Below are 16,392 nucleotides of genomic sequence, written 5' to 3' on the forward strand. Positions count from 1 at the left end.
GTGAATCAGGCCGTGCGGGCCACCGCATCGCGGGAGGCCTGCGCCCGCTCTTCGCCAGTGAGCTCGGACAGCTGCCCGGCACGCATCTCCAGCAGGCGATCGGCGTGCTGGAAGTAGTGATCGTCATGGCTGATGGCAAACACGGTTTTCCCCATCTGCTTCATCAGCGGCAGCAGGACCTGGTAGAACTCGCGGCGGAAATGCGGATCCTGATCCGCCGCCCATTCATCCAGCAGAATGATATCCCGGGACTCGGCCAGCGCCAGCAGGAGCGCCACGCGCTTCTTCTGCCCTTTCGACAGCCGCAGGTCGCCGATCTTACCGTTTTCCAGCTGCAGCTTGTGGGCCATTTGCAGACGCTCCAGCCACGTTGCCACCAGCGCCGGATCGGCCTCTTCGCCCTGCGGCCCGAGCAGACGGTCGAACAACCAGACGTCAGTAAACACCGCGGAGAACAGTTTGCGGTACGCCTCCGGTTTATCCGCCGCCAGCGGCTGGCCGTCCACCAGAATCTGACCGGAAATCGGCTGATACAGGCCGGTCAGGAGCATCGCCAGGGTTGATTTGCCGCTGCCGTTGCCGCCGATGAGAAACACCAGCTCGCCGCGTTTTAGCGTCAGATTAAGCGGCCCTACCGCAAAGCGCTGGTCCGGATAATGGAAGGTGACATCGCGCAGCTCCAGCGTCTGCCAGTCAGCCTGCGGCTGCGGCCGGGGGAAATCCGCCCGGTAAGGGGCGAGCGAGAACTGGCGCAGCTTGTTGAACGCCACCTGGGCGCTAAGCAGCGTGGGCAGCGCGCCGACGGCGGAGAGCAGCGGCGTGCGCAAAAACAGCAGCGTCAGGGAGTAGGTCGCCGCCACGGCGGTATCGGCCCAGCCGAGGCTGTTGGCCATCCAGAACACCAGCCCGATGGCGCCAAGCATCATAATATTCGACCAGTTGACCGCGCTGAGATGGAAGGTATCGGCGCGAACGATGTGGTGCCGGTAGTCGCGGGCGTCCGGGAGATAGAGCTGATTAAACACATACTCCGCGCGCTCCCGGTTGAGGGTCAGCTCTTTACGCCCTTCCAGCACCGTCTGGTAGTCGTGATAGAGCTTATCTTCCGTTTCGCGCAGGCTGGCCATATGTTTGTACACCCGCGACACCAGCACAAAGCCGCCCCAGATGGTGAGCGCCATCCACAGCGCCGTCACCAGCATCATTTTTCCTGACAGCCAGGCCAGATAAGCGGCGGAGCCGAAGGTGAGAATGATCCCCTGCACCAGCTCAGGGAGGCGTACAAAGGCGATGGTAATATTGCGGATATCGCTGGTCAGCCCGGCAAGCAGCGACGCGCTGCCGATCTTCTCCACCTGTTCAATCTGGGTATCGAGGATGCGTTTCACAAACTCGCCGCGCAGGCGAAAAACAAAATGGTGGCCGAGGGTGGTCAGCGCCAGCTGCGAGCCCAGGGTCACCGCCATTAACAGCCCCAGCAGGCCAAGAAATTCCGGCAGCACCCGCAGCGAGGTATCGACAGTGGCGATCAGGCGCATGTTAATAAAAGCGATTAAGCCGATACCCAGCGCGGCGCTGAGCAGGCTAAGGGCAATAACGCCCAGAAACGGCCAGCGATACTGGCGCCAGACGAGAGAAAGAAGTTCCATAACAGGCTATCCGGAAAAGCAAAACAGCCAGCAGTTTAAACGGCTCGCCGGTGACATCAAGAATAATTCTTATTTTAATCGCCGGGACGGCCCGCCTGCCGAAAGGTGAGGTTATATCGACAGTCGCCGGTCTCGGGATGATGGCCCGCTTTCAGCGGCTGAACGCCATGATAAAACAGGCGCGACTCCCCGCCCCAGACCACCACATCGCCATGCTCCAGCAACAGCCGCCGCAGCGGGTCGCTGCGCTGCAACCCGCCAAACTGAAAGATGGCCGGCAGGCCCAGGGAGACCGAGACGATCGGCGCCCGCAGATCCTGTTCATCTTTATCCTGATGCAACGACAGCTTTGCGCCGGGCTGGTAGCGGTTAATCAGACAGGCGTCGGGGGAAAAGCCCGGATAGCCGCCGGCCGCGGCTGCCGCCAGCGCCAGTTCATGGAATACGGCCGGCATCGGCGGCCAGGTATGACGGGTGACCGGATCGACCGGGGCGTAGAGGTAGCCGTGGCGATCGGTGGTCCAGCCCAGCCGGCCGCAGTTGGTCATCGCGACCGACATGGTGTACCCGCCCGGCGTGACCATCTGGCGAAACGGCGACTGGCGGGCGACGTCGGCAATCGCCTGCAGCAGCCCTGGGGCACGCTCGCGGGCAAAGCGGCGAAGCACCACCGCGCCGGGGGCCAGCGGCTCCTGCCACGGTGGGGTATCGCTAAACAGATCGAGCATTACTCCTCCTCTCGTTGCGCCTCGCGCGCCAGCAGCTGCGCTTTTCGCGCCGTTCCCCAGCGATAACCGGATAGCGCGCCATCTTCACGCACCACCCGATGGCAGGGAACGATCACCGCCAGTGAATTCGCCGCGCAGGCGCCGGCCACGGCTCTTACCGCCCGCGGCTGGCCAATATGCTCGGCCACCTGGCGGTAGCTTCGGGTCTCCCCCGCCGGGATCTGCCGCAGCGCCTGCCAGACCTGCAGCTGGAACGCGGTGCCCCGCAGATCCAGCGGCAGCGACACCGGCCGCCGGCTGTCGTCGAGGTGGGCGAAAATCTCCGCCATCTGACGACGAAACTCAGGGTCGCCCTGACGCAGCTCGGCGCGGGGAAAGCGCTGACGCAGATCGTCGAGCAAAGCAGCATCGTTATCACCCGGCAGCACAGCGCAGACACCGCGTTCACTTTGCGCCACCAGGCAGCGGCCCAGCGCGCAGTCGCCCGTCGTCCAGGTCACCACGGTGGCGGCGCCGCCGCGGCGAAACTGGCTGGCGGTCATCCCTAATGCGGCATCGGCCTGGCGATAATAGCTGCTGCTGTCGGGAAAGCCGGCCGCCAGCGCGGCGCGGGTCACCGGTTTCCCCTGCTCCAGCGCCTCCCGCAGGCGTCGCGCGCGCCACGCCTGCTGCCAGGCTTTCGGGGTCATGCCGGTGACGGATTTGAATAAACGGTGGAAATGAAACGGGCTGACCGCCAGCTCGCGCGCCAGCGCCTCGAGGGTCAGGGGCGCCTCCTGCTCCAGCAGCCGACAGGCCTGCGCCACCTTGTCGATCCTTTGCTGCTGCGGAGAGTCTTTATCCGGCTGGCAGCGTTTGCAGGGGCGGAATCCCGCCGCCACGGCAGCAGCGACGTCAGCAAAAAAGCGCACGTTTTCCCGCCGCGCGCGCCGTGAGCGGCAGGAGGGACGGCAGCAGACGCCGGTGGTCAGTACCGCAAAGACGAACTGACCATCGGCCCGGGTATCACGCTCGCAGACCGCCTGCCAGCGGCGGTCATCGGTATCGGCAACTATCGGTTTCATCACGGGTCTCCTGCTGTAAGTGTATCCTCAGTCTGCGGTAAAGCCCGCAGCAAAAAACCCGCAATCTTGCTTTTTAATTTTTTTCGCCGACGAGAAAGGTACGGAACTGCGGCGACATCCAGGTTTTAAAGCCCTCCCCCTCTTTGACGATCATGTAGACCGCCAGGCCCTGCTCGCGCACCACCTGCTGCGCTTTTTCCGGCCCCAGCACCATCAGCCCGGTATCCCAGCCGTCCGCCTCCAGCGCCGTTGGCGCAATGACGGTCACGGAGACCAGCTTATGGGTTATCGGCTGCCCGGTCTGCGGATCGATGACGTGCGAGATACGTTTGCCATCGAGTTCATAGTAGTTGCGATAGCTGCCAGAGGTGCTGATGCCGTGACCATTGATGTCGACAATCGCCTGAACGGCGTTTTCCCGGTCGGTCGGTTTCTGGATTGCCACCCGCCAGGGCTTGCCTTCGCCGTTCATCCCGCGGCTGACCAGCGCCCCGCCTACCGACACCAGATAGCGGGAGATCCCTTCCTGCTCCATCAAGCGCGCGAGGTGGTCGGCGGCATAGCCTTCACCCACGGTGGAGAGGTCGACAAACAGATCGGGAATATCTTTTTGCAGGAACTGCCTGCCGCTCTGATTGATAACCTGCAGATGCTGCAGGCCGGTGCGCGCTTTCGCCGCGGCGATCGCCTGCGCATCCGGAGTGGCAACCGGCTGTTTATCCGGGCCAAAGCCCCACAGATTGACCAGCGGCCCGACGGTGATATCCATCGCGCCATGCGTTTTGGCGCCAATCCGCAGCGACAGGGTCACGATGTCCGCCATCGCTTCGCTCACCGGCCAGGGCCGGGTATCCGCCGCGTGGTTGAAACGCATCAGCGCCGAGTCGTTTTTCCAGGTCGACAGCAGGCGATCGTCGGCGTCCAGCTGGGCCTGAACCTTGGCGCGCAGCGCCTGGGCCTTTGCCTCATCCACGCCGATAACGCTGACCCGCCAGAAGGTGCCCATTGTTTTACCATCCAGCACGGTGGCCGTTGATGCGGGTGTCGCGGGAGTGGTGGCTGAATCGCAGCCAGAGAAGAGTACGCAGGCGCCCAACAGCGCGGCGCGAAAGAAAGTCATATCCATTAATCGAGGCTCCTCTTACCAGGGCGACAAGAGTATACCAGCGAGGTTAAACCAGACATAAAAAAAGGCGCCGGAGGCGCCTTTTTGTTTTGCAGCTTGCGACTTAGAACTGGTAAACCAGGCCCAGTGCAACCACGTCGTCGGTAGAGATACCGGCGTTGCGGGTGAAGCTGTTGTCGTCCAGCAGGTTGATTTTGTAGTCAACATAGGTGGACATGTTTTTGTTGAAGTAGTAGGTCGCGCCCACGTCAACATATTTCAGGATGTCCTGGTCGCCGTAGCCTTCCAGATCCTTACCTTTAGACTGCAGGTAAGCCACGGACGGACGCAGACCGAAGTCGAACTGGTACTGAGCAACCACTTCAAAGTTCTGCGCTTTGTTAGCAAAGCCCAGAGAACCAGCGCGGGTCGCGTTGTAGGTCTGGGTGTACTGAGTGGCCAGGTAGATGTTGTTCGCGTCGTATTTCAGACCGCCGGTGTAGGTTTCAGCGTTGTCGCCGTTACCCAGAACCAGGTTGTTCTGATCGTCGGTACGTTTAGAGTGAGAGTACGCGAAACCAGCGCTGATGCCATCAAAGATGTCATAAGTTACAGAGGTACCGAAGCCGTCGCCGTTCTGTTTCTGAGCGCCACGACCGTTGTTGGTCGCGCCTTCGCCGCTGACGCTGCCGTTTTTACCCTGGTACTGCAGAGCAAAGTTCAGGCCGTCAACCAGACCGAAGAAGTCAGAGTTACGATAGGTTGCAACGCCGTTAGCACGGGACTGCAGGAAGTTGTCAGAACCGTAGGTGTCGCCGCCGAATTCCGGCAGAACGTCGGTCCAGGACGTTACGTCGTATACTACGCCGTAGTTACGACCGTAGTCGAAAGAGCCCGCGTCGCCAAATTTCAGACCGGCGAATGCCAGACGAGTCCATGCCTGATCGCTGGAGCTTTCAGTGTTGTTCGCCTGAACGTTGTATTCCCACTGGCCGTAACCGGTCAGCTGGTCGTTGATCTGAGTTTCGCCTTTCACGCCTACACGCATGTAGGTCTGGTCGCCGTCGACGCTCTTGTCGTCAGAGAAGTAGTGCAGACCGTCAATTTTACCGTACAGGTCTAATTTGTTGCCGTCTTTGTTATAAATTTCAGCCGCATTTGCTGCGCCTGCTACCAGCAGAGCCGGTACCAGGAGGGACAGTACTTTAACTTTCATGTTATTAACCCTCTGTTTGTTATATGCCTTTTATTATGCCACTGCTTACTGATTACCCTTCTAATCAGTCGGCTATTTCATTGTGCTGCAAAATGCAGAATAATCCAACAAGAATATGATACTAAAACTTCTAAGATGTTTCAAAGTTCCCACAAGATGTTTCAATTTGTAAATATGGCGGAACTTTTTTTTACCCCAAAATGGCCAGGGAAATACGCACTAATAATCAAAAAAATTATTTAGCCATTTAAAATCAACACGATATACAAAACTAAGCCTATAGCACTGAATGGTAAAACAAAATGATCATCGGTGACTAAAATAATAGTCGCTATCATCATTAACTTTATTTATTACCGTCATTCAGTTCTGAATGTCTGTTTACCCCTATTTCAACCGGATGCCTCGCATCCGGTTTTTTTTACCCTTCTTTACACAACTTTAATTTATCTGTGCTACAGCCAATGATTCCCTAACGACTATTAATCAATCAATTAGGCCGTCTTTTGCGCTTATTCTGCCAATGTCTTGTTATTTCGTGCGATTCCTGGCTTTTGTTTCTGTCAATATCGTCACTGGTCAGTCTTGCGGACGCGGTTTCATTTACGCTTCGTTTCTAAGATAATTCCTGGGCGGTATCGCGCCGCTGGCACCAATCTGTAGTATGGATTTACGCCATTAGCCTTTATACTGCCTGCAGCATCTGCTTTGTTGCCAGTTACTCTGGCGCTACATCCTGTTTACAAACAATGATGAGTCGTTCAGCCACAAGATGACCCCGAAAAAATTCTCTCTGATCCCCGGCAACATCAGCCGCTTCTTCATTTTGATGGTTATTGTCCTGCTGGCGACGATGGGGGTGATGATTCAAAGCGCCGTCAATGCCTGGCTGAAAGAGAAGAGCTATCAGGTAGTTGATGTCTCCCATGCCCTGCACCAACGCATTGATACCTGGCGCTATGCCACCTGGCAGATCTACGACAATATCGCCGCCACCTCCGCCAACACCGCCAGCGGCGGTCTGCAGGAGACGCGTTTAAAGCAGGACGTGTACTATCTGGAGAAGCCCCGGCGTAAAACCGAAGCCCTGATCTTTGGCTCCCACGACAGTTCGACCCTCGAGATGACGCAGAAAATGTCCGATTATCTCGATATTTTGTGGGGCGCGGAGACCATTCCGTGGTCGATGTACTATCTCAATGGGCTGGACAATAGCCTGATCCTTATCTCCACCCTGCCGTTGAAGGACCTCTCCTCAAGCTTTAAAGAGTCAACGATCAGCAGCGTGGTGGAATCCCGGCGCGCGGAAATGCTGCTGCAGGCCAATACCCTTGATGAGCGCGAGACCTTCTCGCCGCTGCGCCATCTTGCCTGGCAGAACGCGCACTACTTCACGTTACGTACTACCTTCAATCAGCCAGGACACCTGGCAACGGTGGTCGCCTTCGACCTGCCGATTAACGATCTGATCCCGCCGGGCATGGCGCTGGATAGCTTTCGTATCGAGCCTGATCCCACGCAAAATGTGGCCGCCAGCCCCGAGAAAGAGGCTAGCGATCATATCGGGATCACCTTCAACGGCATGCAGATTGACATCGCCACCGACATCAGCACCACCGGTATGCAGTTAGTGTGGACGGTACCGATGAGCACCATGCTGCTGGAATCCCTGCAAAACATTCTTCTGCCGCTGCTGCTTAACATTGGCCTGCTGGCGCTGGCGCTGTTCGGTTTCACGACCTTCCGGAATTATAAAGGTCGCAGCAGCACCTCGGGCGCCGGGCTCCCCTCCGCCGCCAATAGCGAACTGCGTTTACTGCGCGCCCTTAATGAAGAAATTGTTTCTTTGCTGCCGCTGGGGCTGCTGGTCCACGATCAGGAAGCCAACCGAACGGTGATCAGCAACCCGATTGCCGACCATCTGCTTCCGCACCTGAATCTGCAGAACATCACTAACATGGCGGACCAGCATCAGGGGGTGATCCAGGCCACCGTCAACAACGAACAGTATGAGATCCGCCAGTATCGCAGCCAGGTCGCGCCTCGCACGCAGATCCTGATTATCCGAGACCAGGACCGCGAAGTGCTGGTCAATAAAAAGCTCAAACAGGCCCAGCGCTTGTATGAGAAAAACCAGCAGGGCCGGACGACCTTTATGCGGCATATCGGCAGCGCCCTGAAGCAGCCAGCCCTTAACCTGGCGGCTGAGGCAGCGGCGCTCGACGGCGCGGAGAGCCGGACGCTGGCGCAGCATGCCGATGAGCTGGTCAAACTGATCGATGATATTCAGCTCGCCAACCTGCTGGAAAGCGATGCCTGGAAAACCAGCCAGTCGCTGTTCTCGGTGCAGGAGCTGATCGACGACGTCGTACCGGAGGTGCTGCCGGCGATGAAGCGCAAGGGTCTGCAGTTGCTTATCAATAACGCGCTGCCTGCCGGCGAGCAACGCTATGGCGACCGTGAAGCCCTGCGGCGCACGCTGGTACTGCTGATCCAGTATTCCATCACCACCACGCCTATCGGCAAGATCACCCTCGACGTCTGCCAGGAAGAGTCGGCCAGCGATCGCCTGACCTTCCGCATACTGGATACTGGCAACGGGGTCTCGGCAAACGAGATCGACAATATGCACTTCCCGTATCTCAATGAGACTCAGAGCGATCTGTACGGCAAAGCGAACGCCCTTACCTTCTGGTTATGTGACCGCATGACGCGCAAGCTGGGCGGGCAGTTGACCATCAAAGCGCGGGAGTCGCTGGGGACTCGCTATAGCCTGCATCTGAAAATGCCGGCCAGCGAAGAGGCGCCAGAGGCGGGAGAACATCTGCTGGATGACGTTATCGTCCTGCTGGATGTGACCTCCAGCGAAGTACGGCGGATTGTCACCCGCCAGCTGGAGAGCTGGGGGGCGTCCTGCATCACGCCGGACGATCGAGCGACAAGTCAAGCGTTCGATCTGTATTTAACGGATAATCCGTCTAATCTTACTGCTTCGGGCTTGCTTTTAAGCGATGATGAGGTTGGGATACGCAAAATCGGCCCGGGCCAACTGCGGGTCAACTTTAATATTAGCACGGCGATGCAGGAGGCTATCCTGCAGCTTATTGAGCAGCAGCTGGCGGAGGAGGCGGTTCAGCCCGCCACCTCAGGAAACGAGAGTAACGCCGAACTCCATGCCAGCGGCTATTACGCACTGTTTGCCGATACGGTACCGGATGATGTTCAGAGATTGTATACTGAAAACGAAGCGGGTGATTTTGCTGCTCTGGCGCAAACCGCCCACCGCCTCAAAGGGGCATTTGCTATGCTTAATCTGATACCCGGCAAGCAGTTATGTGAAACGCTTGAGCATCTTATTCGCGAAAAGGATGCGCAAGGCATAGAAAAATATATCAGCGACATTGACGCTTACGTCAAGAGCTTGCTGTAGAAGGTAGCCTTATACATGAACACTATGAACGTAATTATTGCCGATGACCATCCGATCGTACTGTTCGGTATTCGTAAGTCACTTGAGCAAATTGAGTGGGTGAACGTCGTTGGCGAGTTTGAAGACTCCACGGCCCTTATCAACAATCTTCCGAAGCTGGACGCCCATGTGCTGATCACCGATCTGTCCATGCCCGGTGATAAATACGGCGACGGGATCACGCTGATCAAATACATCAAGCGCCACTTCCCGGATTTGTCGATCATTGTTCTGACCATGAACAATAACCCGGCGATCCTCAGCGCGGTGCTGGATCTGGATATCGAAGGGATCGTCCTCAAGCAGGGGGCGCCGACCGATCTGCCTAAAGCGCTGGCCGCGCTGCAGAAAGGAAAGAAATTCACCCCGGAAAGCGTCTCTCGTCTGCTGGAAAAAATCAGCGCCAGCGGCTATGGCGATAAACGCCTGTCGCCGAAAGAGAGCGAAGTGCTGCGTCTGTTCGCCGAAGGCTTCCTGGTGACCGAGATCGCCAAAAAGCTTAACCGCAGCATCAAAACCATCAGTAGCCAGAAAAAGTCGGCGATGATGAAGCTGGGCGTCGAAAACGACATCGCCCTGCTGAACTACCTCTCCTCCGTCTCGCTGAGCTCGACGGACAAAGAGTAATCCCGACGCGCTCTCCGTCTCGCCCTGGCGAGACGGAGCTCCCGATTATTCCCGCCCTTTACGTACCCGCGCCGCATATACCGTCAGCGTTTGCTTCAGCACGTCAAGCGTCACCGGCTTGGACAGACAGCTGTCCATCCCCGATTCCAGACAGCGCTGCTTCTCTTCCGCCAGGGCATTGGCCGTTACGCCAATCACTGGCAGCGTCAGGCCAAGCTGACGAATACGCTGCGTCAGGCGATAACCATCCATATTTGGCATGTTGACGTCGCTGAGCACGATATCGATGTGCTGCTTGCTGAGGACGTTGAGCGCGTCGACCCCGTCGTTGGCGGTCACGCACTGGTAGCCGAGCGATCCCAGCTGATCCGCCAGCAGGCGGCGGTTGATCGGATGATCGTCGACCACGAGAATCATCATGTCGTCGTTATTGCCGACCTGCGCCTCCGGCGCCATCAGCGCCCGGCTATTCTCCGCACTGGCCAGCGCGACGTGGAAAATACGTCCCAACAGCGGCAGCAGTTCATGCGGCGTCGTCACGCTATGCAGCCACTCGCCGGCGGCCCGCTCCTGCGGAATACCGATATGACGACGGCAGAAGATGACCATCGCCCTTCCCTGCCAGCCGCTCAGCGCTTCATCGTCAGTGAGTAAGACATCCTCGGCGTCCGGGGTTTCTCCGACATGGCGGCGTACCGTCAGGCCGTGATAGCTGAGCAGCGAGGTGACGAACATCGCCAACGAGGTGTTGTGGATGGCCAGCCAGCAGGTCTTGCCAGCGAAACCGTCCGCCGTCACCTGCGGCGTGTTCTGCACGCCATACAGCGGAATGCGGATGGTAAAGCGGCTGCCCATTCCCGGCTCCGTTTCCACGGCGATATCGCCATCCATCATGCTGATCAGTTTTTCGCAGATCGCCAGGCCAAGGCCGGTGCCCTGGAAGTTGCGCTGCACGCCGGTCCCCACCTGGAAGAAAGGGTCGAAGAGGCGCAATACCTCTTTCGCCGGGATCCCCTCCCCGGTGTCGCGGACGCTAATCTGCAGATAATCTCCCGCGCACTGAACGTGGAGGATAATGCAGCCGGTGTCGGTGAACTTGATCGCATTGCTCAGCAGGTTTGAGATCACCTGCTGCAGACGCATCGGGTCGCCGGACATCTGTTCCGGAACGTCCGGTTCGATAAAGCAGTACAGACCCAGCTGCTTGCGCACCACCAGCGGCAGATAGTTGGCGGAGATATGGTTCATGACCTCGCGCGGGGAAAATTCCCGCGGCTCGATCTTCAACTGCTCGGACTCGATTTTGGAGAAATCGAGAATATCGCTGATGATTTTCAGCAGCAGGCTCGAGGAGTTGTTCATCGCCGTCACCAGGCGATCGACGCCTTTCGGCAAGGCTTTAGTCTGCAGCAGATCGAGGTTACCGATGATGCCATACAGCGGGGTACGCAGCTCATGGCTGACGGTGGCAAGGAACATCGATTTCGACTGGCTGGCCTGCTCCGCCGCCTGGGCCATCTCCTGCAGCGACTCCTCCATCTTCACGCGGGCGGAAACGTCCACCAGCACGCAAATCGCCACGTTTTCATTGCGATAGCGCGAGTGGACAAAGCTAATCTGCAGGTTGGTATGGTTGCTGGTCAGCACATCGACAAAGTTGACCTGCTGGCCGCAGATAATCTGCGTCAGCCGCTGGCGGTCCTCGTGGGTCAGCATGTTCAGATAGTTGTGCGCCAGCTCGTTACTGAGAATGTTGGTCCCGTCGAGGGTGCGCAGAATACAGATCCCCACCGGGGCGGAGGCCACGATTTTGCGGTTGAACTGCTCATGCTCTTCCAGCCGTTGAGCGTCATTTTCCGCCGGGATAAAAATGCGCCGCTCATACATCCGCGCCAGCGCAAACAGCATCGCGCCGCTGAGGATATTGAGAACGATGGCGTTGATGATCAGCATGCGGATCCGCTCCAGCACCTGGTCTACCGAGACGGAATAGACGATGCTCAGGGAGGACGGCGCGAGGCTTTTCTTCAGCACCAGCTCGCGGAAACCCGTGCTGTAGCCAAACCACATTCGCTCCTGCATCCACTTCGCTTCGCTCTGGACTTTGCCTTCCGCGCCGGCCAGCGAGATCAGCGGCTGGCCGTTATCGTCGAAGATCGTCACGCTCATCGGCAGGCTGCCCGGCGTAAAGAAGCTTTCCATGCGGATGGTCTGCTCCACGCCGAGCATCGCCTGCAGGCGATTGGCCATATAGATCGGCGTCAGGGCGTAAAAGTAGCCCACCCCGGGGCGCACGCCCTGGCTTATCCAGAACAGGTTGTTGCCGCGCTCGTTTTGCGGCGCATTGCGGTATTGCTCAATGCGTTGATGCAGGACTTTCAGCGCCTGATCGCGCTCAATCGGCACGTCCCGCAGGCCAAAGTTGGCCATACAGAGATTATCGCTGCCGATGAGAAAGATGCGGTTAAGGTCGTAGGCGGCGGTAAAATTATCCCGCCAGTAGCGCATAAACCACGCCAGCGATTGGAGCGAATTACGCCAGGCGCTACTCATCGCGCTGCAGTCGGAGTCAGGATACAGGGGTTCAAAGCTGGGGATCGCAATATCGCCGCTTTGCCCTTGCGCTACCGCATCCCCTGCCGACAGCCGGTTACCGGCGACATACTTGAGCTCTTTAATCACGTCCGCCGTACGCTGAATGTAGCGCTGGGCCTGATCGGCATTGAGATTGAGCTCCTGATGGATCTCGGCTTCCCGCTCGTGTAGCGCGTTGACGATATAAAACACAGAGACAAACGCAATCAGCAGCCACAGCAATACCGCCAGCGCTCTGAACAGATAACGTGAAACCTTCAGGGTTGTGTGGAAAGAGGCAAGATATTTCAATGTGGCGATGCTCGGCCGTCAGGGACTCAACAGAATGGGGTTAAAGTAGCGGTAAACCGGCTTTGCCGCAATGTTAATGCAAAAAGGGCCGGGAGAATACCCGGCCCTTTCAGAACATTTACCTGGGACGATTACTCTTCGTCTTCGGCGATGTCGTCATCGGTATCTGTTTCCGGGGCGATATCATCATCGCCTTCCGCCGCGCTACCGTCGATGGCGTCCAGCTCTTCATCGTCTACCGGCTCAGCGACGCGCTGCAGACCCACCACGTTTTCATCTTCCGCGGTGCGGATGAGGATCACGCCCTGGGTGTTACGGCCCACGATGCTCACTTCGGAAACGCGGGTACGCACCAGCGTCCCGGCGTCGGTGATCATCATGATCTGATCGCAATCATCCACCTGTACGGCGCCGACCACGGAACCGTTACGCTCGGTGACTTTGATCGAGATAACGCCCTGAGTGGCACGCGACTTGGTCGGATACTCAGCCGCGGCGGTACGTTTACCGTAACCGTTTTGCGTCACCGTCAGGATCGCGCCTTCGCCGCGCGGAATAATCAGCGAGACGACGCTGTCGTTTTCCGCCAGCTTAATGCCGCGTACGCCGGTGGCGGTACGGCCCATGGCGCGAACGGCATCTTCTTTGAAGCGCACGACCTTGCCGGCCGCAGAGAACAGCATCACTTCGTCCTGACCAGAGGTCAGATCGACGCCGATCAGCTCATCGCCTTCGTTCAGGTTCACCGCGATGATGCCAGCGGAACGCGGACGGCTGAACTCGGTCAGCGCGGTTTTCTTCACGGTACCGCTGGCGGTGGCCATAAAGACGTTAACGCCCTCTTCGTACTCGCGGACCGGCAGGATAGCGGTGATACGCTCATCGGCTTCCAGCGGCAGCAGGTTGACGATCGGACGACCGCGCGCGCCGCGGCTGGCTTCCGGCAGCTGATAGACCTTCATCCAGTACAGACGACCGCGGCTTGAGAAGCAGAGGATAGTGTCATGGGTGTTGGCCACCAGCAGGCGGTCAATAAAGTCTTCTTCTTTAATGCGCGCTGCCGATTTGCCTTTACCGCCACGACGCTGTGCTTCGTAGTCGGTCAACGGCTGATACTTCACATAGCCCTGATGCGACAGGGTGACCACCACGTCTTCCTGGTTGATCAGATCTTCGATGTTGATATCAGCGCTGTTGGCGGTGATTTCGGTACGACGTTCGTCGCCGAACTGGTCGCGGATCAGCTCCAGCTCTTCGCGAATCACTTCCATCAGACGGTCGGCGCTGCCGAGGATGTGCAGCAGTTCCGCGATCTGTTCCAGCAGCTCTTTATATTCGTCGAGCAGTTTTTCATGCTCAAGGCCGGTCAGTTTCTGCAGACGCAGATCCAGAATCGCCTGAGCCTGCTGCTCGGTCAGGTAGTATTTACCCTCGCGCACGCCGAACTCTGGCTCCAGCCATTCCGGACGCGCGGCGTCATCACCGGCACGTTCCAGCATCGCCGCCACATTACCGAGATCCCACGCCTGGGCAACCAGCGCCGCTTTCGCTTCAGCCGGGGTCGGCGCGCGACGGATCAGTTCGATAATCGGGTCGATGTTGGCCAGCGCCACGGCCAGCGCTTCGAGGATATGCGCCCGGTCGCGCGCTTTGCGCAGTTCGAAAATCGTACGACGGGTCACCACTTCGCGGCGGTGGCGCACGAAGGCGGCGATGATGTCTTTCAGGTTCATGATCTTCGGCTGGCCATGGTGCAGCGCAACCATGTTGATACCGAAGGAGACCTGCAGCTGGGTCTGGGAATAGAGGTTGTTGAGCACCACTTCCCCTACCGCGTCGCGCTTCACTTCAATCACGATGCGCATCCCGTCTTTATCAGACTCATCACGCAGCGCGCTGATGCCTTCCACGCGTTTTTCTTTTACCAGCTCGGCGATTTTCTCAATCAGGCGCGCTTTGTTCACCTGATAAGGAATTTCATGCACGATGATGGTTTCGCGGCCGGATTTGGCGTCCACTTCCACTTCCGCGCGCGCGCGGATGTAGACTTTACCGCGACCGGTGCGGTAGGCCTCTTCAATGCCGCGACGGCCGTTGATAATGGCGGCGGTCGGGAAATCAGGGCCAGGAATATGCGCCATCAGCCCTTCAATGCTGATGTCTTCGTCGTCGACATAGGCCAGACAGCCGTTGATCACTTCCGTCAGGTTATGCGGCGGTATGTTGGTGGCCATCCCGACGGCGATCCCGGAGGCGCCGTTTACCAGCAGGTTAGGAATTTTGGTCGGCATGACGTCCGGAATACGCTCCGTACCGTCATAGTTGTCAACGAAATCGACCGTCTCTTTTTCAAGATCGGCCATCAGCTCATGAGCGATTTTCGCCAGACGAATTTCGGTATAACGCATCGCCGCGGCGGAGTCGCCGTCGATGGAACCAAAGTTACCCTGGCCGTCCACCAGCATGTAACGCAGCGAGAACGGCTGCGCCATACGGACGATGGTGTCGTATACCGCGGAGTCGCCGTGCGGGTGGTATTTACCGATTACGTCACCAACGACACGGGCTGATTTTTTATAGGCTTTGTTCCAGTCATTGCCCAATACGTTCATGGCGTAAAGTACGCGACGGTGTACCGGCTTCAGGCCATCTCGGACATCCGGCAGCGCACGGCCAACAATGACCGACATCGCATAATCCAGATAAGAGTTCTTAAGCTCTTCCTCAATGTTGACCGGTGTAATTTCTCTCGCAAGGTCGCTCATCTAACCGCTATCCCTCTACTGTATCCCGGATTCAAAGGTCGCAAATTATAACACAGCCGCGCTAAGAGAGGTAAAGCAATACGGTTTATTCATGGCGCGCTGCTGATATACTCCCAGGTCTGAACAGAAAAGGAGTAAAAGCGCCCATGAATGCCGAAAAAACGTCGGTAGCCCCTAACGTCGATCATGCTGAAATCGCCAAATTCGAAGCCGTCGCCTCGCGCTGGTGGGATCTGGAGGGCGAGTTCAAACCGCTCCACCGCATTAATCCCCTGCGGCTGGGCTATATCGCCGAACGCTCAGGCGGCCTGTTCGGTAAAAAAGTCCTCGATGTCGGCTGCGGCGGCGGCATCCTCGCCGAGAGTATGGCGCGCGAAGGCGCGACGGTCACCGGACTGGACATGGGCGCAGAGCCGCTGCAGGTGGCGAAACTGCACGCCCTGGAGAGCGGTATTCAGGTGGAATATGTTCAGGAAACGGTTGAGGAACATGCCGCGAAGCACGCGCAGCAATACGATGTCGTCACCTGCATGGAGATGCTGGAGCACGTCCCTGACCCACAGTCGGTAGTCCACGCCTGCGCGCGGCTGGTGAAGCCTGGCGGTCAGGTCTTCTTCTCCACCATCAACCGCAACGGTAAAGCGTGGCTGATGGCGGTGGTCGGCGCGGAATATGTCATGAAGATGGTGCCCAAAGGCACCCATGATGTGAAAAAGTTTATCAAGCCGGCCGAACTGCTGGGCTGGGTAGATCAGACTACTCTGAAAGAGCAGCATATCATCGGTCTGCATTACAATCCGTTGACCAACACCTTCAAGTTGGCGCCAGGGGTTGATGTTAACTATATGTTGCATACCAGCGCCAAAAAAGCGTGACGTCAGCA

Annotated in this window: 10 protein-coding genes; 3 read left to right on the forward strand and 7 right to left on the reverse strand. The window is 57.9% G+C overall.

Features of this window, described 5'->3' with window-relative positions; all coding sequences use genetic code 11:
- Positions 1-5 precede the first annotated feature (5 nt).
- The 5 genes from GQR96_RS17120 to ompK36 all read right to left on the reverse strand — a co-directional run bounded on the left by GQR96_RS17120 (position 6) and on the right by ompK36 (position 5,762).
- Entirely contained in the window at positions 6-1,649 is a 1,644-nt protein-coding gene (locus GQR96_RS17120) for a multidrug ABC transporter permease/ATP-binding protein (protein ID WP_043520285.1), read from the reverse strand.
- 74 nt (positions 1,650-1,723) lie between these two features.
- Positions 1,724-2,377 carry a DNA oxidative demethylase AlkB gene (gene alkB / locus GQR96_RS17125; protein ID WP_064178370.1) on the reverse strand — a complete coding sequence of 218 codons (654 nt, stop codon included), beginning with the start codon at positions 2,375-2,377 and terminating at the stop codon, positions 1,724-1,726.
- A complete protein-coding gene (gene ada / locus GQR96_RS17130) occupies positions 2,377-3,441 on the reverse strand; it encodes a bifunctional DNA-binding transcriptional regulator/O6-methylguanine-DNA methyltransferase Ada (RefSeq protein WP_043520280.1) in 1,065 nt (354 codons plus the stop codon). The genes alkB and ada overlap by 1 nt, the downstream gene beginning before the upstream one ends.
- A 73-nt stretch (positions 3,442-3,514) precedes the next feature.
- The gene (gene apbE / locus GQR96_RS17135; protein WP_053810124.1) at positions 3,515-4,567 is read right to left on the reverse strand and encodes an FAD:protein FMN transferase ApbE; all 1,053 of its coding nucleotides are present in this window, start codon (positions 4,565-4,567) and stop codon (positions 3,515-3,517) included.
- Between the two features lie 103 nt (positions 4,568-4,670).
- Entirely contained in the window at positions 4,671-5,762 is a 1,092-nt protein-coding gene (ompK36, locus tag GQR96_RS17140) for a porin OmpK36 (RefSeq protein WP_017899299.1), read from the reverse strand.
- Positions 5,763-6,534: 772 nt separating this feature from the next.
- On the opposite strand from ompK36, the gene rcsD reads away from it, so the two are divergent.
- Positions 6,535-9,192, forward strand: a complete 2,658-nt coding sequence (gene rcsD / locus GQR96_RS17145) for a phosphotransferase RcsD (protein WP_004201683.1) — start codon at positions 6,535-6,537, stop codon at positions 9,190-9,192.
- Positions 9,193-9,207: 15 nt separating this feature from the next.
- Positions 9,208-9,858 carry a response regulator transcription factor RcsB gene (rcsB, locus tag GQR96_RS17150; protein ID WP_004201684.1) on the forward strand — a complete coding sequence of 217 codons (651 nt, stop codon included), beginning with the start codon at positions 9,208-9,210 and terminating at the stop codon, positions 9,856-9,858.
- Positions 9,859-9,903: 45 nt separating this feature from the next.
- Here rcsB and rcsC read toward each other — a convergent pair whose 3' ends face one another.
- Together rcsC and gyrA are read right to left on the reverse strand one after the other, a co-directional pair.
- The gene (gene rcsC, locus GQR96_RS17155) at positions 9,904-12,744 is read right to left on the reverse strand and encodes a two-component system sensor histidine kinase RcsC (RefSeq protein ID WP_065903293.1); all 2,841 of its coding nucleotides are present in this window, start codon (positions 12,742-12,744) and stop codon (positions 9,904-9,906) included.
- 131 nt (positions 12,745-12,875) lie between these two features.
- A complete protein-coding gene (gyrA, locus tag GQR96_RS17160; RefSeq protein WP_065903297.1) occupies positions 12,876-15,509 on the reverse strand; it encodes a DNA topoisomerase (ATP-hydrolyzing) subunit A in 2,634 nt (877 codons plus the stop codon).
- Between the two features lie 146 nt (positions 15,510-15,655).
- On the opposite strand from gyrA, the gene ubiG reads away from it, so the two are divergent.
- Positions 15,656-16,384, forward strand: a complete 729-nt coding sequence (ubiG, locus tag GQR96_RS17165) for a bifunctional 2-polyprenyl-6-hydroxyphenol methylase/3-demethylubiquinol 3-O-methyltransferase UbiG (protein WP_004201690.1) — start codon at positions 15,656-15,658, stop codon at positions 16,382-16,384.
- Positions 16,385-16,392: the final 8 nt, after the last annotated feature.

Source organism: Klebsiella sp. PCX, assembly GCF_021869705.1.
GTDB lineage: Bacteria > Pseudomonadota > Gammaproteobacteria > Enterobacterales > Enterobacteriaceae > Klebsiella > Klebsiella quasipneumoniae.